13 protein-coding genes and 3 pseudogenes are annotated in these 16,172 nt (G+C 70.0%); 8 read left to right on the forward strand and 8 right to left on the reverse strand.

Annotated features, from left to right (window positions below; all coding sequences use genetic code 11):
* Positions 1-83 precede the first annotated feature (83 nt).
* A pseudogene (locus Q0795_RS16655) lies at positions 84-362 on the reverse strand (IS3 family transposase); the annotation flags it as partial.
* Between the two features lie 48 nt (positions 363-410).
* Here Q0795_RS16655 and Q0795_RS16660 point away from each other — a divergent pair.
* Both Q0795_RS16660 and Q0795_RS16665 read left to right on the forward strand, forming a co-directional pair.
* Positions 411-566 (forward strand): annotated as a pseudogene (locus Q0795_RS16660) (mercuric reductase); the annotation flags it as partial.
* A 99-nt stretch (positions 567-665) separates the two neighbouring features.
* Positions 666-1,622 carry a bile acid:sodium symporter gene (locus Q0795_RS16665; RefSeq protein WP_298891662.1) on the forward strand — a complete coding sequence of 319 codons (957 nt, stop codon included), beginning with the start codon at positions 666-668 and terminating at the stop codon, positions 1,620-1,622.
* A 169-nt stretch (positions 1,623-1,791) separates the two neighbouring features.
* Here Q0795_RS16665 and Q0795_RS16670 read toward each other — a convergent pair whose 3' ends face one another.
* The gene (locus tag Q0795_RS16670) at positions 1,792-2,385 is read right to left on the reverse strand and encodes a cadmium resistance transporter (RefSeq protein WP_075957609.1); all 594 of its coding nucleotides are present in this window, start codon (positions 2,383-2,385) and stop codon (positions 1,792-1,794) included.
* Positions 2,382-2,741 carry a metalloregulator ArsR/SmtB family transcription factor gene (locus Q0795_RS16675; RefSeq protein ID WP_075957317.1) on the reverse strand — a complete coding sequence of 120 codons (360 nt, stop codon included), beginning with the start codon at positions 2,739-2,741 and terminating at the stop codon, positions 2,382-2,384. Before Q0795_RS16675 ends, Q0795_RS16670 begins: the two co-directional genes overlap by 4 nt.
* A gap of 215 nt (positions 2,742-2,956) precedes the next feature.
* Here Q0795_RS16675 and Q0795_RS16680 point away from each other — a divergent pair, with 215 nt between their 5' ends.
* The 5 genes and pseudogenes from Q0795_RS16680 to Q0795_RS17280 all read left to right on the forward strand — a co-directional run.
* On the forward strand, positions 2,957-4,186 hold the full coding sequence (locus Q0795_RS16680; RefSeq protein ID WP_298891627.1) for a hypothetical protein: 1,230 nt from the start codon (positions 2,957-2,959) through the stop codon (positions 4,184-4,186).
* Between the two features lie 68 nt (positions 4,187-4,254).
* The gene (locus Q0795_RS16685; protein ID WP_029202581.1) at positions 4,255-4,605 is read left to right on the forward strand and encodes a metalloregulator ArsR/SmtB family transcription factor; all 351 of its coding nucleotides are present in this window, start codon (positions 4,255-4,257) and stop codon (positions 4,603-4,605) included.
* A complete protein-coding gene (locus Q0795_RS16690; RefSeq protein WP_298891629.1) occupies positions 4,602-5,198 on the forward strand; it encodes a cadmium resistance transporter in 597 nt (198 codons plus the stop codon). The genes Q0795_RS16685 and Q0795_RS16690 overlap by 4 nt, the downstream gene beginning before the upstream one ends.
* 267 nt (positions 5,199-5,465) lie before the next feature.
* Positions 5,466-11,204, forward strand: a complete 5,739-nt coding sequence (mobF, locus tag Q0795_RS16695) for a MobF family relaxase (RefSeq protein WP_298891631.1) — start codon at positions 5,466-5,468, stop codon at positions 11,202-11,204.
* Positions 11,205-11,559: 355 nt separating this feature from the next.
* Positions 11,560-11,709, forward strand: a pseudogene (locus Q0795_RS17280) (hypothetical protein); the annotation flags it as partial.
* A gap of 6 nt (positions 11,710-11,715) precedes the next feature.
* Here Q0795_RS17280 and Q0795_RS16700 read toward each other — a convergent pair.
* On the reverse strand, positions 11,716-12,621 hold the full coding sequence (locus Q0795_RS16700) for a hypothetical protein (protein WP_298891635.1): 906 nt from the start codon (positions 12,619-12,621) through the stop codon (positions 11,716-11,718).
* A gap of 188 nt (positions 12,622-12,809) precedes the next feature.
* On the opposite strand from Q0795_RS16700, the gene Q0795_RS16705 reads away from it, so the two are divergent.
* Positions 12,810-13,319: a hypothetical protein gene (locus Q0795_RS16705; RefSeq protein ID WP_298891637.1), complete on the forward strand. Its 510-nt coding sequence runs from the start codon at positions 12,810-12,812 to the stop codon at positions 13,317-13,319.
* Between the two features lie 44 nt (positions 13,320-13,363).
* On the opposite strand, the gene Q0795_RS16710 is transcribed toward Q0795_RS16705, so the two are convergent.
* The 4 genes from Q0795_RS16710 to Q0795_RS16725 are packed head-to-tail and all read right to left on the reverse strand — an operon-like array spanning position 13,364 to position 16,170.
* Positions 13,364-13,525, reverse strand: coding sequence for a hypothetical protein (locus Q0795_RS16710; protein WP_298891639.1), 162 nt, complete (start codon positions 13,523-13,525; stop codon positions 13,364-13,366).
* A gap of 31 nt (positions 13,526-13,556) precedes the next feature.
* The gene (locus tag Q0795_RS16715) at positions 13,557-14,249 is read right to left on the reverse strand and encodes a hypothetical protein (protein WP_298891641.1); all 693 of its coding nucleotides are present in this window, start codon (positions 14,247-14,249) and stop codon (positions 13,557-13,559) included.
* Complete coding sequence (locus tag Q0795_RS16720; RefSeq protein WP_298891643.1) at positions 14,246-15,715, reverse strand: TraM recognition domain-containing protein; 1,470 nt, start codon at positions 15,713-15,715, stop codon at positions 14,246-14,248. The genes Q0795_RS16715 and Q0795_RS16720 overlap by 4 nt, the downstream gene beginning before the upstream one ends.
* Positions 15,712-16,170, reverse strand: coding sequence for a hypothetical protein (locus tag Q0795_RS16725; RefSeq protein ID WP_298891645.1), 459 nt, complete (start codon positions 16,168-16,170; stop codon positions 15,712-15,714). Before Q0795_RS16725 ends, Q0795_RS16720 begins: the two co-directional genes overlap by 4 nt.
* Positions 16,171-16,172: the final 2 nt, after the last annotated feature.

The raw sequence follows: 16,172 nt of genomic DNA on the forward strand, positions 1-16,172 counted from the left end.
AGCAGCCAACGACGGGGATCCGCCGCAGCAGCGAAAAAAGGAGCGAACCCGACCGGACCCCATCAGCGTGCCATTGAGGCGAAGAAAACCGTCGCGGCCTTCAGGATCGCGTTGTCCTCCTCGAGGCGGCGGACCTTGTTCTTCAGCGACCTGATCTCCGCCAGCTCCTCACTCGTCGGTCCCTGGCGCTGGCCGCTGTCGACCTCGGCCTGGATCGCCCAGCGGCGCACGGACTCCTTCCCCACGCCGAGCTGCTTGGCCACCACCGCCGCGGCAGCCGTCAGCGAGGAGTACTCCCCGCGGTGGTCCTGCACCAGACGCACAGCGCGCGCCTTCAGTTCTTCATCGATCTTCTTGGGCATGGTGCTCATCCTCCTGGACTCAAACAGGAGCGGCATCAAACCTGGGGCGGTTCACTCATGCTCGCCGCGACGTACGCCATCAAGTTCGGGCTGACCGTCGACGACCTGGCCGACACCTGGGCGCCCTACCTCACGATGAGCGAAGCCCTCCGCATAGCGGCCGGCCTGTTCCGGACCACCATCCCCACCAGCTGCTGCGCCTGAACAACGCTCACGCCGAGCGTGGACCCGTCCCCAGGTACGAGTCGCCAGCGCGGGCCTCTTTACGCTGGCACGGTGCCGTTGACCCCCTTGATCCAAGCGATGGAGCGCCACCAGATTGGCCTGTATCTCCTCGCCATCGCAGGTGGAGCGATCCTTGGCTGGTCGCTGCCCGCTGCCGCCGGGCCTCTTGAAAATGCCATCACTCCCGTGCTCGGGCTCTTGCTGTTCGCCACGTTCCTGGGGATCCCGTTCTCGGCGATCGGTCAGGCCGTGCGCGATGTGCGCTTCATCGCCACGATCCTGGTCCTCAACTTCGTCATCGTTCCCGCCGTGGTCTTTGCCCTGTCGCGGTTCGTGGCCGACAGCCCGGCCCTGCTGGTGGGTGTGCTGCTGGTGCTGCTGACCCCGTGCATCGACTACGTGATCGTCTTCGCCGGGCTGGCAGGCGGCTCCAGTGAGCGTCTGCTCGCTACAGCGCCGCTGCTCATGCTGGCCCAGATGCTGTTGCTGCCCTTCTACCTGCTCCTATTCGTCGGGCCGGAGCTCGTCTCGGCCATCGAGCCAGGCCCCTTCCTCGAAGCGCTCATCGGGCTCATCATCGTCCCGCTCACCTTGGCGGCTTTGACCCAGTGGCTGTCCCAAGAATGGGCAGCCGGCAAGACCGTGATGACCGTTATGCAGGCGATGATGGTCCCGTTCATGATGGCGACACTGGCTGTGGTGATCGCATCGCAGATCCACGCAGTTGGGCAAGAGGTCACCGCGCTGTTGGCCGTCGTCCCTCTCTACGTAGCCTTTCTGGTGGTGATGGTTCCCCTCGGGATGGCGTGCGCACGAGTCGCACGGCTCGATTCGGGCAGCACGAGGGCCGTGATCTTCAGTGGCGCCACTCGAAACTCGCTAGTGGTACTCCCGCTGGCGCTGGCCCTGCCGGCGCCCCTGGGCCTGGTTCCGCTCGTCGTCGTCACCCAAACCATGGTCGAGCTCCTCGGCATGATGATCTACGTGAAGGCCATCCCACGCCTGGTCGCCTCGGAGCCGATTCTGCGGAACTGATCCAAGGGTTGACGTGCCGTGAGAGTCCATGGGCATCCGTACCGCGACTCGTTGCAACAGAGGTAACTCATCGACGCACTGCGCCCCGTCGGCTTCCGTGGAACGTCAGGAGTGTTCGGAATGCGGAGGCCGGGTAACTGGCGCACGATCGTAGCCCCGTCGGCCCTGGTCAGAGGCCGAAGGCTCCGCCACCGACCAGGATGGCGATGCCCAGTCCGATCAGGACGATGGGGAACAGGATGTGCTCCCACCGCTCGAGGACTTCGGCGATCGGGGGGCGGGTGGCCACGAACTTGGCCAGCACGACCAGGACCGCCACCAGTACGAGGAAGACGATGCAGTAGGCCACCACGGCCGCCGGTCCCACGCTGAGGAAGACCGGGACGTAGACGCCAATATTGTCTCCCCCGTTGGCAAAGGTGACCCCGGCGACGGTCCAGACCGCGACGTTCTTGCCGGCGACCTTGGCGTCGTCATCATCGTCCCCGCGCCAGGCCTCCCATGCGGCCCACAGACCCAGGACCAACGGGATGAGTCCGAAGTACGGGATGACTGCCGGGGGCAGGAACGCGTCCGCGCCCAGGGTGACGAGCACTGCCGCGCCAAGGATGCCCGCGAACCCCAGGTACTGGCCCAGCACGATCCGGGCCGTGGTCCCGGCTTGCCCTGCGCCGCGGGCGAAGAACAGCGAGAGCACGATGATGTCGTCGATGTTGGTCGCGATGAACAGGCCGATCGCCTGCAGGACCGAGGACACGATCATGCGCCAGCCTCGGCGGCGCAGCATCCGGCGACCGAGCAGGCCGGATCCAGACACGGGGCGTTCTCGTCCACTGCGAGGGTCACCTCGACGAGGGCGGTCAGCGCCCGTGCCAGGTGCGGATCCGCGATCTCATAGCGTGTCCGGCGGCCTTCGAGCTCGGCGACCACGATGCCGCAGTCCCGCAGGCAGGTCAGATGGTTGGACACGTTTGATCGCGTCAGGCCCAGGTCGCGCGCCAGCTCCGCCGGGTAGGCCGGCCGCTCGAGCAGCACCAGGAGAAGTCGTGACCGGGTGGGATCGGCCAGCGCCCGACCCAACCGGTTCATCACATCGAGACGAGAAGCAATGGTCAGCACACGCTGAACTATACAGCAGTAACTGTATCGACCCCAGTGACTGCAGCGCCTAGCTCGAATCAGTGGCGGGACCCGTCTGAACAGCGCCACCAGGACCCGCGGGACCGGCGATGTCGCAGTACCGCAAGGAGACCTCGCGCACATGCACACAGCCATCGTGCCCCGCCTGACAGATGCGTGAGAAAACTGACACGCGACTGACAACTAGGTGAGAAATGGCCAACTTGGCCGAGAACCTACAGCGGCCGATGTGCGGGCACTGCGCCCTGAAGGAGAAGACCACCGCGCTGCTGTCCGGCCCCGACGGCGGCATCAACCCGCGACTGCGGCCGGTGTACGACGCCCTGATCTCGGGGCCACGACCACAGAGCACCTTGTATTGGTTCACCCGCTCCACCGGCCCGGCCACCCTGGGCGCGATGGCCCGCGACGAGCTCGACATCTCCCACGCGACCTTCGACACGCTCCCGGCCGACAGGACCAACACCTACCTGCGCGACCTGCTCACCGCCCTGGGGGTCCTGCCGCCCTTCCACGCCGAGCTCGAGCGGGTCAGCCCGTGGCTGGAGGAGCTGCTGGGCACCCTGCCGGCCGGGCAGTCCGAGGTCCTGGCCCGGTTCGCCCGCTGGCAGGTGCTGAGCAGGCTGCGCCGCCAGGAGCATCACGGGACCCTCACCCACGGCGCGATCTCCGCAGCCCGAGCGACCATCGTCGTCACCGCCCGCTTCATGAACTGGCTCACCGAGCACGCCACGGACCTCGCCGACATCGACCAGGACGACCTGGACCGGTACGCGCAGCAGCACCGCGCCCGCGCCCTCGCGCTGCGACCGTTCCTGGCCTGGCGCGCCCGCACCGGCCTCGGAGGGGACCTGTCCGTGGCCACCCGCCCCACCACCCAGCCCGCCGTCACCCTCTCCGACGAGGACAGGTGGGCACACGTCCAGCTGCTCCTGCACGACGACACGATCCGCCTCTACGCCCGCGTCGCCGGTCTCTTCGTCCTGCTCTACGCCCAACCCCTGGCCCGGGTCGCCCGCATGCGCGCCGACCAGATCACCGTTGACGCCGTCGGCGTCACCACGGCCACGTTCGACACCTTCCCCGTCGAGCTGCCGGGCCCGCTCGACCGCCTCGTCCGCACCCACCTGACCCGTCGCGGGCAGGCCTCCTACGTCAGCCGTCCCGACACCTGGCTCTTCCCCGGCGGCATCCCGGGCAAGCACCTGGCCACCGAGAACGTCCGCGCCCAGCTCGTCGAACGCGGCATCCAACCCAGGGCAGCCCGCAACGCCGCCATGTTCCAGCTCGCTGCGAGCATGCCCACCCCGATCCTCGCCGACATCCTCGGCCTGGCACCCAACACCGCGACCCGGTGGGCCGCCCTGGCCTCACGAGACTGGAGCGCCTACACCGCCCAACGCGACACCCACCTCCGACGCTGAAGCTGATGACTTCCCGTTGCACGCCCGACCCGACGGGTCGGTTCAGCAAACACTGTATAGTTCAGCCCGTGCTGACTACTTCCTCCAGGCTGGACGCGATGCATCGGATCGGCCGGGCTCTGGCAGATCCGACGCGGGCTCGGATCCTGCTGTCGCTGCTCGAACGGCCTGCCTATCCCGCTGGACTTGCCGAGGACCTCGGCCTGACGCGGCCCAACGTGTCCAACCACCTGACCTGTCTGCGCGACTGCGGCATCGTCGTGGCCGAACCGCAGGGACGACAGACCCTCTACGCGATCGCCGACCCGCACCTCACCAACGCGCTGCTCGCGTTGGTCGAGGTGACCCTCGCCGTGAACGAGGACGCCCCGTGCCTGGATCCGCAGTGCCCCGTCGCCGGCTGCGAGGTCAGCCGGTGATCCTCACCACGGTCCTGCAGGCGATCGGGCTGTTCATGGCCACCAACATCGATGACATCATCATTCTTTCTCTGTTCTTCGCCCGAGGCGCCGGCCAACGAGGCACCACCACCCGGATCGCGCTGGGGCAGTACCTGGGGTTCGTCGGGATCCTCGGTGCTGCGCTGCTGGTCGCCTGGGGGGCCGGGCTGGTCCTGCCGTCCAGCGCCATTCCCTACTTCGGGCTCATCCCCCTGGCGCTCGGTATCTGGGCGGCGTGGCAGGCATGGCGAGGCGACGGTGACGACGACGACGAGAAGGTCGAGGGCAAGAAGGTCGGCATCCTGACTGTCGCCGCGGTCACCTTCGCCAACGGCGGAGACAACATCGGCGTCTGCGTCCCGGTGTTCCTGAACGTCAGCACGGCAACCGTGGTCATCTTCTGCGTCGTGTTCCTGCTGCTCGTCGGCGTGCTGGTCCTTCTCGCCAGGTATGTCGCCACCCGCAGGCCTATCGCCGAGGTGCTCGAGCGATGGGAACACGTGCTCTTCCCGATCGTCCTGATCGGCCTCGGCATAGCCATCCTCGTCAGCGGCGGCGCATTCGGACTCTGACAAACCGGGACCCTACGAAGCGCCGAACGACGGAGCGTGACGCCTCCCATTCCGGGCGCCTGACCTGCGGGGCGTCGCCTGCTTCGGGCCAGCCATAAGGACTGGTTCCGATAGGGCTGTCCACCAGTAGTACGCGACGGGGGGTCCCCGAGAGGCCACCCCTCCCCGGGCCGTGACCGGTCCTGGGTACGTGGCCACCGGCGCCCGGAGACAGGGCGGAAGTTGATGCTGTGACACCCCCCGCGGTGGCTTGTTAGGGGTGTGGCGATGACGATTCACAAGCTGACCGCGGGGTCGGGGTATGACTACCTGACCCGGCAGGTCGCTCGTCAGGACGCGACCGAGGCCGGCCGGTCCGGGCTGGCGTCCTACTACACCGAGAAGGGCGAGGCGCCCGGGGTGTGGGTGGGGTCCGGGCTGGGCGGGATCGAGGGCCTGGAGGCCGGGGACGTGGTCACCGCAGAGCAGATGACCCGCCTGTTCTCGACCGGTGAGCACCCCCTGGGGGACGCGGCTGGGGACCTGGGCCGGCCGTACAAGGTGTACGGCGGCCGCGACGACGTCGGCACCTTCCGGATCGAGGTCGCCCGTCGGTGCGAGTCCCACAACGTGGCCCTCGGGCTGCCGCGGGAGGCGCCGGTGGACATCGAGACCCGGGCCCGGATCCGCACCGAGGTGGGGCGGGAGATGTTCCGGCAGGAGTACGGGCGCGACCCGTTGAACGACCGTGAGCTGGCTGGTCTGATCGCCCGGGCGTCCCGTCCACGGACCACCGCGGTCGCCGGGTACGACCTGACGTTCTCCCCGGTCAAGTCGTTCTCGACATTGTGGGCGCTGTCCGACCCGGCCACCGCCGCACAGTTGGAGCGGGCACACCAGGACGCCGTCGGGGAGGCGGTCCGGTTCCTGGAGTCCCATGCCTTGTTCACCCGTACCGGCAAGGACGGGGTGCAGCAGGTCGACGTCCGCGGCATGGTCGCGACCGCGTTCACCCACCGTGACTCCCGCGCCGGTGACCCCGACCTGCACACCCACGTCGCCGTGGCCAACAAGGTCCAGACCACCGACGGCCGGTGGCTCTCGATCGACGGGCGGGTCCTGTTCAAGGCCACCGTCACCGCCTCGGAGACCTACAACACGGCGCTGGAGAAGAACCTGGAGGCCCTCGGGCTGGCGTTGCAGCGGCGTGACCCGGCTCCGGGGGAGGACGTCCGGAAGCGCCCGGTGCGGGAGATCGTCGGGGTGGACCCGGCGTTGAACCGGGCGTGGTCCTCACGTCGTGCCTCGATCCAGGCCCGCCGCACCGAGCTGGCGCAACAGTTCCAGGCCGACCACGGGCGGCCGCCGAACCCGGTGGAGTCGATCCAGCTGGCGCAGCAGGCGACCCTGGAGACGCGGGAGGCCAAGCACGAGCCCCGGTCCCTGGCGCAGCAACGGGCCGCGTGGCGGGCCGAGGCGGTCACGGTCCTGGGCGGTGAGGACAAGGTCACGGCCATGTTGCGGGCGGCCCAGCGGGGTGGTCAGCAGGTCAAGGACGCACCGGTGGCGGTCACCGACCAGTGGCGCCAGCAGACCGTGCAGCGGATGCTGGCCACGGTCCAGGGGGCCAGGTCGACGTGGCAGGTGTGGCATCTGCGGGCCGAGGCCCAGCGGCGGGTGCGGGGCACCGCCACCCCCGCCGGCGGCGTGGACACCCTGGTCGAGGAGCTCACCCGTCAGGCGTTGACGGCGTCGGTGCCGATGCGCGGGGGCCGCGCTGACACCCTGGACGAACCGTCCGTGCTGCGGCGGGCCGACGGGACCAGCGTGTACCAGGTCGCCGGTTCCGAGCTGTTCACGTCCCGGGCGGTCCTGGACGCCGAGGGCCGGCTGGTGCAGGCGGCGGGACGCACCGATGGCCGGGTCGCGGACGCCGGAGCGGTGGATCTGGCGTTGGTCGAGTCGCTCGCCAACGGGGTCGAGCTCAACCCGGGTCAGGCGACGTTGGTGCGCTCGATGGCCACCTCCGGGGCACGGTTGCAGCTGGCGATCGCCCCCGCGGGGTCGGGGAAGACGACCGCGATGCGGGCACTGACCCAGGCGTGGGAGGCCTCCGGCGGGTCCGTGGTCGGGCTCGCACCGTCGGCCGCAGCCGCCGCCCAGCTGCACCAGCAGGCCGGCGCGACGACCGACACCCTGGCGTCCCTGGTGTGGCGCCTGGGCCACGACCCAGACTCGGTGCAGGACCTGGCCTGGGCCGCGGGGATCGGCCCGGCCAGTCTGGTCATCATCGACGAGGCCGGGATGGCCGACACCCTGTCCCTGGACACGGCGGTGTCGTGGCTGACCGCCCGGGGTGCGTCGGTGCGGCTGATCGGAGACGACCAGCAGCTCGCCGCGATCGGCGCCGGCGGGGTGCTGCGCGACATCCGCGCGACCCACGGGGCACTGCACCTGAGCGAGCTGATGCGGTTCACCGACCCGGCCGAGGGCGCCGCATCCCTGGCGCTGCGGGACGGGAACACCGAGGCTTTGGGGTTCTACCTGGACCGGTCCCGGATCCACGTGGGAGACCTGGGCACCATCACCGAGGACGTGTTCGAGTCATGGCGGGCCGACCGCGGCAACGGGTTGGACTCGATCATGCTCGCGCCCACCCGTGAACTGGTCTCCGAGCTGAACCGACGCGCCCGCGCCTACCGGCTCGAGGGCACTGACCAGACCGGGCGCGAGGTGCACCTGGCCGACGGCAACCACGCCTCGATCGGGGACGTCGTGCTGACCCGGTCCAACGACCGCCGGCTGCGCCTGTCACCGACGGACTGGGTCAAGAACGGGGACCGGTGGACCGTCCTGGACGTTCACCGCGACGGCCGGATCCGCGCCGAGCACCTGGGCAGCGGCCGGCACATCACGCTCCCGGCCGACTACATCACCGAGTCCACCGAGCTGGGGTACGCCTCCACCGTCCACACCGCCCAGGGCGTCTCCGTCGACACCACCCACGGGGTCGCCACCGGGCAGGAGTCCCGCCAGCAGCTCTACACCATGCTGACCCGGGGACGGCAGGCCAACCATGTCTACCTCGAGGTCGTTGGCGACGGTGACCCGCACACCCGGATCGCGCCGGGCACAGTGCACCCCCGCACCGCCACCGACGTGCTCCAGGCCGTGCTGGCCCGCGACGACTCCCCGGTCTCGGCGTCGACGACGTCGCGGCACACCGACGACCCGGGACCGCTGCTGGGGCAGGCCACCGCGCGCTACGTCGACGCCCTCTACACCGCGGCCGCGGACCTGGCCGGGCCAGAACGGTTGGCCACCCTGGACCAGGTCGCCGACCAGCTGGTGCCCGACCTGACCGGTTCCCCGGCGTGGCCCACGCTGCGGGCCCACCTGATGCTGATCGCCGCGCACGGCCACTCCCCCACCCAGGCCCTGCACCAGGCAGTCTCCGGACGCGAGGTCGACACCGCAGCCGACCCCGCGGCCGTTCTCGGGTGGCGCCTGGACGACACCGGGCTGCGCAACGCCGGCACGGGCCCCCTGCCCTGGGTGCCCGGCATCCCCGCAGCACTGGCCGGGCACCCGACCTGGGGCCCCTACCTGACCGCGCGGGCAGCACGGGTCACCGACCTCGCCGGCGACGTCGCCGAGACCGCCACGACCGGCCCGACGCGCGCGTGGGCCAAACAGGGGCATGCCGCCCCCACGGCCGAGCTCCTCGGCAAGGTCGCCGTCTGGAGGGCTGCGACCGGCGTCGACGACACGGACCCACGTCCGACCGGGCCGCGGCAGACCGACACCGCACCCGCCACCTACCAACGGCAGCTGCGCGCAGAACTCGCCCACGGTGAGGCACCCGCGATCGCCGAATGGGCACCGCTGCTGACCTCGATCTCCCCCGCAATGACCGCCGACCCGTTCGCGCCGGTCCTGGCCGAGCGGCTCGCCGCGATCTCCCGGGCCGGCCTGGACGCCGCAACCCTCACCCGGGACTCGGCCGCCACCGGGCCGCTCCCGGACGACCACGCTGCCTCCGCGCTCTGGTGGCGGATCCAGGGACACCTGTCCCCGGCCGTCGCCGCGCACACCGCCGGCGACACCACCATCACCACCGGCTGGAGCACCACGCTGCTGGACCACGTCAACGACCCCGAACGGGCCGCCGCCCTGCAGGGATCACCGTGGTGGCCGACCCTGGTCACCACCATCGACCACGCCCTGCACCGCGGCTGGAGCCTGGACGCCCTCGTCCAGACCCTGCCGGCGGCCGGGACCGACGTCGACGACGCGCAGGCGATGGTCTGGAAGATCAGCGTGCTGGCCGACCCTCCCCCGGCCGACGACACCCGCCACGAGCCTGAGGACCACGCCCCCGAGGACGCAGCCTGGGCGACCCAGCACGAGCCCGACCCCATCTCGATCCAACCCACCGACGCCGAGTGGGCCGCCTCCCTGGTCGGCCACACCCCGGACCTGGACGACGGGCCCGGCAACGACCTGGAGCCCGCGCCCACCGCCGCGGAGGTCGAGCACGCCCTGGAGCTCGCCGCCCGCATCCGGCGCCTCGGGCCCGACGTGCCGGAGTACACCGAGGCTCAGCTGGACCGCGACTACGCCCGCCACCAAGAGCGCCAGGACTCCCCCGTCCCGGTCCAGCGGCTCGCGGACATCAACCAGCTGGCCCTGGACTACTACCAGTACCACCTGGCCCACGGGTGGGCCCAGAACTACCTGGCCGGGCGGTTCGGGCAGGACCTGACCGGTCACCCCCAGATCCAGCCCGGGTTCGCCCCGCCCGGGTGGACCCACCTGGTCGACCACCTCCGCTCCCGTGGCGTCACCGATCTCGAGCTCGAGACCGCGGGGGTCGCGACCCGCACCCGCGACGGGCGGCTCATCGACCGGTTCCGCGACCGGGTCGTGCTCCCGATCGTCCACGACGGGCAGGTCCTGGGGTTCGTCGGACGCCGCAACCCCCACCGGGACGACGACCAGGCCGCCGGCCCGAAGTACCTGAACACCCCGAACACGCCCCTGTTCCACAAGGGCGACCAGCTCTACGGCACCGACCCGACCCTGCTCGCCTCCGGCGCGACCCCCGTGCTCGTCGAGGGCCCGATGGACGCCGCCGCGATCACCCTCGCCACCGGCGGCCACTACGTAGGGGTCTCCACCCTCGGCACCGCGCTCACCGACGCCCAAGCCACCCAGCTCGCCGGCACGGGCGGGCCGGTCATCGTCGCCCGCGACGGCGACGTCGCCGGGCAGGTCGCCACCGAGCGTGACCACTGGCTCATGGCCCAGCACGGCACCCACACCTTCCACGCCGCCCTGCCGGCCGGGACCGACCCCGCCAGCCTGCTCACCGACCACGGCACCGACCCCGTCCACGACGCCCTAATCACCGCCCGCCCCCTGGCCACGGTCCTGCTCGAAGAGCGGCTGACCCACCTGCCCCCCGACCAGGCCCTGCCGGCGACCCTCACCCTCCTGGCGTCGGCTGACCCCGCCACCTGGGCGTCCGGCATCGACCGGGTCGCGCACGTCACCGGCGCCGACACCGACCAGGTGCGCCGCGAGCTGCTCGCCGCGGTCCGCGCCTGGGAGGGCGACGCCGCGGGCGTGGCCGCCGCGCAGCTCGCCGGCAGCGTCGACGTGCGGGCCCGCCTGGAGGCCGCACAACAGGTCGAACCGGCAACCCGGTGGGCGGCCGAAGCCCGGGACATCGATCCCCGCCTCCCGCACGAGCACGACTGGGCCGCTCTCGCGCGGGTTATGCAGCACCTGCACGACCACGGGCACGACCCCCTCGCCCTGGCCCGCGCCACCACAGCCGAACAGCCCCTCGCCACGGTCCACCCCGCTCAGGACCTGCGCTACCGCCTCGTGAGCATTGACCCGCCCCTGCCGCCCACCGCCATGGCTCGCCCGTCGCGGGAGGCCGCGGCCTCGCGCCTCCACCGCGAGCAACGCCGCACACCCCCCCAGACCGGACCCGACCGGCACGGGCCACGTCGCTGACCCACTCCGGAGACCAGATCCTTCATGCCACGTCGCCCCCTCGCCGCCATACTCGCCGGCGCCGCGATCGCGGTCTCTGGTTGCGAGAACACCGCCTCACCCTCGGTGGATCCACCGGAGGCGAGCACCACCACCCTGGTGGTGGGTTATGTCATCGACGGAGACACCTTCACCGCCACCACCCCCGAGGGTGACGAGGTCGGCAGAGTCCGCCTTGATGGGTGTCGACGCACCCGAGCTCGACCCACCCGAGTGCGGCGCAATGGAGGCACGCGACCACCTCGACGATCTCCTACCGGCCGGGACAACGGTGCAGCTCACCACGGACTCACGGTAGGGCGCGCGTGACCGCTACGGCCGACTACTCGGGTATGTCTCCACCCCTGAGGTGCAGGACGTGTCGTTGGCGCTTCTCACGGCTGGGTATACCGTCCCCTGGGGTGGGCACGACCGGGAGGCTGCTTACCAGGACGTGCAGGTCGACGGCACCCCGGTGAGGTGCTGACGCATCTCACCCGAGGTGGTCACACATTTGGTCGCGGGAGTGCAACAGGTCGTCAACGAGACGACGTGCCTCGGCGGCCGACGTTAGGCCGCCTTCAGCAAGAGTCCTCACGCTCTCGGCCGGGGGGTTTGTGTGCCGTTCCTCGAGGTCGACATCGAAGACTTCGTGGGTGGCCACGCGGTTTGACTTTGTCGTGGGCACCTGCCGTGGCCAGCCGTACCTCACGTCTAGGACCTGTCGCAGCGCGGTCCTCACTAGTGTCTCCAAAGTGGACCAGCTCGGGTGCAGGAGCGGATCCTCGACAAAGCCGTGGTGCACCATCGCCCGGACCCGGACGATATCGATCATGTCCGTCTCTTTCACGTCGATGCCCCGCTCTTTCAGCGCGGCGATCAGCTGGTTCTTGTTGAACGACTGGCTCTTGGTGGGGCAGAGCGCTTCGAGCGCGGAGCAGAGGAGGATGAACCCCACGGGGGTCTTGACCTGCTCGATGGCGGCGAGGTAGCACCTCAGCGCTGCCGAGGCGGAGGGATCCTGATCGAGGGGTAGTGCTGGCGCTTGCTGGAGGATCGGCTCTGGGCCCACCCGTCGTTCGAGGTCGGTGTCGTAGGAGCGGACTCCACGTGTGACGTCACAGAAGAGCGTGCCACCGTCCGGTCTGGTCACCTGCACCATCTCGCCTTCACGCCGGTAGGCGATGCGGTCGTCCAAGAGGAGGACGAGGGCTGCCAGAGCCGCCTCGGCCTCTTCTGAGAGCTCGCGCACTTCCGCGATGAAGTCTTTGCCCGGCCACTCGAACTCGAGCTCGACGACCGTTGTAACCACCCCGGGTCTGCTCCGCAGGTGATGTCGTACCTCACGCAGCATGGGAAGCGGGCCGCACGGGAGGGTGATCACGTCGGTGTACTTCACCTCGACCGCCGACTCGGTCTGGTAGATCGTGGCGCGCGGCCCAACTCGCACTGGCTTCTCTAGCCGAGGGAGCGTCGTTGTCCGGTGTGCCGGTGACCGCTCCTCCTCTTGTCGCGGTTCTTCGAAGAGGAGTAGAATCGTCGCCGCCTAGGGAGGTGGTCTCGATGGAGAGACCGAGCATCAATAAGGTGGCAGCGACGATTGCCAACAACCCGAACCCTGACCGCATCGAGGTCTTGGGTTTCGTGGCATCCGCGGATGACACGTCTGTCCTCCTGTATCTGGATGCCGACGGTCGACTGGGATTGGAGATCAGGACGGAGGATGTACTGGATTTCGTCGATCCCCCGGATGACGAATCGCCGTCCTCTTTCTACGTCAACCCTGACGCTGTCCTCACCACCCGCGTCTCTCGCCGTCTGCGTGCTGCCGAGCTCGAATTGCCCGTGACGCGCGCGGAGGCGCCGGGTGCAACGGGAGGGTGTGGATGCGGACAGGCTGAGCTGGCCCCGAAGGACCCGGGCACGGGTGGAGGGAGCAGTCTGAACTGCTACGTGAGCTGCAACAGTAAGTACCGGGCGTGTCTGGGACTGTTCCCCTCCGAAGAAACCAGGAAGCGGTGCACGGTGCGTCTGCAGGCGTGCCGTCTGGCCTGCGCGCTGTGGGGAGACATCGGCGACTGGGTTACCACTCAGTAGCCCGTGCACCCCAGGGCGATCGGCTGGCTAGCAGGACCAGCCGCTCAGGTTAGGGAGACACGCCCTAGTAAGGCGAGGACGGGTGAACCCACGAAGTACAAACGGTAGGTCGACGGCTGACCGGCCAGTTCGTCATCTTCGGGGGCGGTGTCGCCGTCCTGACGGGGGCCGGTGGGTTGAATCACCGTGAATGCGCGTTCGCTCATCCATTCATTCTCAGGTGTCTTCGGTCCTTCGTCAGTCGAGGATCTCGCCGGTGTGGGGGTCGATCGTGTGGCCGTCGATGAGGTGGAGGCGTGGGATGGGCCGGGTCCGGTCGTCTACCGGGTCTGCTGGTGGTGCGGCTGTCGGGTGGGACTGTCCGGCGCGGGCGTGGTCGAGGTCTTGACGGTAGAGGGCGCCACGGGTGGCCTGCTGGGTGGTGTATCTGGCGTTGGCGGCGCGGGCGGGCCAGTCTCGGTGGTGGTCCTCGCAGGCGCTGCGGGTGCGGTTGCGGACCCGGTCGAGGAAGGCGGGGAGGGCGTAGCGGTGCCAGTCTTCGAGGGCGTCGCTGGTGAACGCGGTGCCGGCTTGGTGGCGTAGGTCGGCCAGGACGGCGATGTCGTGGACCAGGTGGGGGTGTTGGGGCCAGCAGGGCGGGATCATGTGGCTGGAGTCCCAGACGTGTTCGGTGTTGATCCACGCGGTGACCGCTTCGAGCCAGTCCCAGAGCTGGGCTCGTTGTTGGTGGTGGGTGACGGTGGCGGGGTCCCAGGGCCGGGCCAGCGCGTTGAGGTCGCCGAGTTCTTTGCGTTGCTTCTCGGTGCCGTGGGCCGCGATCTCGAGCTCACGGTAGGCGTTGGCCAGTGCGGGTCCGGGTTTGGGGAAGGGCAGCGCCAACGGCATGGGTGCCCGGCCCACGGTGGGGTGGCCGCTCCTGGTGGTGGTCACCGGTTCCTCCGCTGGATGTGGTCGTAGGTGGTTGCGCCGGCGAGAGTGGTGGCGACGCGGCCGTTCAGGGTCGACCCGGGGGTGGTGGCGGCGGCGGTGGTGGCTTGGCTGTGGGTGGTGAGACGGTCCCGTAGGTGGGTCTGGTCGGCGAGGAGCTGTTTGCCGTGCTTTCCGTCGATTGCTCGGTGCAGTCGGGCGAGGATGGGTTTGCCGTTCTCGGAGATGACCAGGGCGTGCCGGTCTTTGATGCGGCGTATCTCAGAGCCCGTGAGGACGGGGATGTCCTCGGCGGAGTAGCTGCGACCGCCGCGGTGGCCGGTGTTCCAGGTGGACCGGCCGACCCGGACCTTGCCGAGGAGGTCGGACATCTCCTGGTTGAACGCGACGTCTTTGGACCCGCCGAACAGGACGAGGTTGTTGGTGAGGCCGAGGACGGCGCGGGCTTCCTGCTGGCCGAAGATGGCGTCGAGCTGGGCTCGGGTCTGCGCGGCCCAGATGAAGGACAGGCCCAGGGCGCGTTCGTTGGCCATTCGGGTGCGCAGGGTGGGCAGGGGTGCGGTGGAGGGCAGCTCGTCGAGGCAGGCGAGCATGGGTGGGCACAGCTTGCCGTGGGGGGAGGTCTGCGCCAGGGACAGCGCGGTGTCCAGGACGTGTTCGGCGATGGCGGTCATGAGGGGGGATGCGGAGGCGTAGGGGTCTTCACGACCGAGGAGGTACAGGGTTCCGCCGGCGTTGATGACGTCGGCGAGGTCGGTGGCGGGGCGGCCGGGGCCGGGGACGCACCGGCGGCGCATGGATTCCTGGAAAAACAGGGACATGGCTTGCTGGACGGTGGTGATGGTGTTGCCTGCGGTGCGGTCGTCTCCGTTGAGGGCACCGTGCAGCAGCCCGTGCCAGAACGGTGCGGCACCGGGGTGCTCGCGAAGGGTCTCGGCCGGGGTGATGGCGTTGCGGGGATTGGCGACCCACTCCAGGACGTCGTCGAGGTTGGCGCCTTCGAGGGCGGCGGCGTGGAAGTAGGCCTGGATGACCTTCGCGGCTTCGGCGGCGTAGAACCGTGCGGCCTGATCTCCGTAGCCCTCGGCGACCGCCCCTTTGACGGTCCCGGCGGTGAAGGCCTTGGCGCGGCGTTCGGCCACCAGCGGGTCGCCGCAGCCGGCGATCGGGTCCCAGACGAGTTCGGGCAGACCGGGGGTGAGCCCGAAGGGGTCGAGCACCAGGGCGGGCCGGTCTCCGGCTGACCTGGCGGTGAAGGTGAGCAGCAGGTCCTCGGGTTTGGTGAGGGTGACCAGGGCGGCACCGGGTGCGTCGAGGAGGGCGGGGGTGAGCAGGTCGAGGGTCTTGCCCGAACCTTGAGGCCCGATGACGCCGGCGGTGCGGTCCCAGGGCACCCATAGGTCGACTCCGAGGGGTGCGGTGGAGCGGCCGAGCTGCCACCCGAGCTGGGTGGGGTCGAGACGGGTCATCGGGTCACCTTCCTGCGGCGGTAGAGGTCGGGTCGGATCACGGCACGGTGTTGGCGCAGGCGGGCCAGGCCGAGGAGCTGGCGGGCCTCGGTGGCGTCGGCCATGCCCTTGAGCGCGCCCGGGCCCCACCGGGTCCAGCCGTACCCGCCCGCGGCGGCCACCAGGATCAGGACCACGATCTCGGTGGCGACGACCCATGCCCACAGGGCACCGGTGGTGGCCACGGCCAGGGGTGGGTCGGCCAGCCCAGCGGAGGCGTCCCCGGCGAGGAGCCCAGGGACGGATGAGAACAGCCGTGTGGTGGGGGGCCAGGTGGGGCCGGCGCCGGCGACCGTGTTGGCGGCGGCTCGGCCGGCGTGGGCACCGAGGACCAGGATGAGGAGGACCGCGAAGCAGATCCCGAGCGGGATCTCCCAGGTGTAGGGGTAGGGGTTGGTGCGGCGGTCGCGTTGCATCG

It is taken from the genome of uncultured Serinicoccus sp. (assembly GCF_947487915.1).
Lineage (GTDB): Bacteria > Actinomycetota > Actinomycetes > Actinomycetales > Dermatophilaceae > Ornithinicoccus.

What these genes read in the sequence shown, in the direction of transcription:
- Q0795_RS16725 (WP_298891645.1), bottom strand. Translation starts at nt 16,170, where the DNA reads ATGCAACGCGACCGCCGCACCAACCCCTACCCCTACACCTGGGAGATC.
- mobF (WP_298891631.1), top strand. Translation starts at nt 5,466, where the DNA reads ATGACGATTCACAAGCTGACCGCGGGGTCGGGGTATGACTACCTGACC.
- Q0795_RS16680 (WP_298891627.1), top strand. Translation starts at nt 2,957, where the DNA reads ATGGCCAACTTGGCCGAGAACCTACAGCGGCCGATGTGCGGGCACTGC.
- Q0795_RS16720 (WP_298891643.1), bottom strand. Translation starts at nt 15,715, where the DNA reads ATGACCCGTCTCGACCCCACCCAGCTCGGGTGGCAGCTCGGCCGCTCC.
- Q0795_RS16710 (WP_298891639.1), bottom strand. Translation starts at nt 13,525, where the DNA reads ATGAGCGAACGCGCATTCACGGTGATTCAACCCACCGGCCCCCGTCAG.
- Q0795_RS16665 (WP_298891662.1), top strand. Translation starts at nt 666, where the DNA reads ATGGAGCGCCACCAGATTGGCCTGTATCTCCTCGCCATCGCAGGTGGA.
- Q0795_RS16670 (WP_075957609.1), bottom strand. Translation starts at nt 2,385, where the DNA reads ATGATCGTGTCCTCGGTCCTGCAGGCGATCGGCCTGTTCATCGCGACC.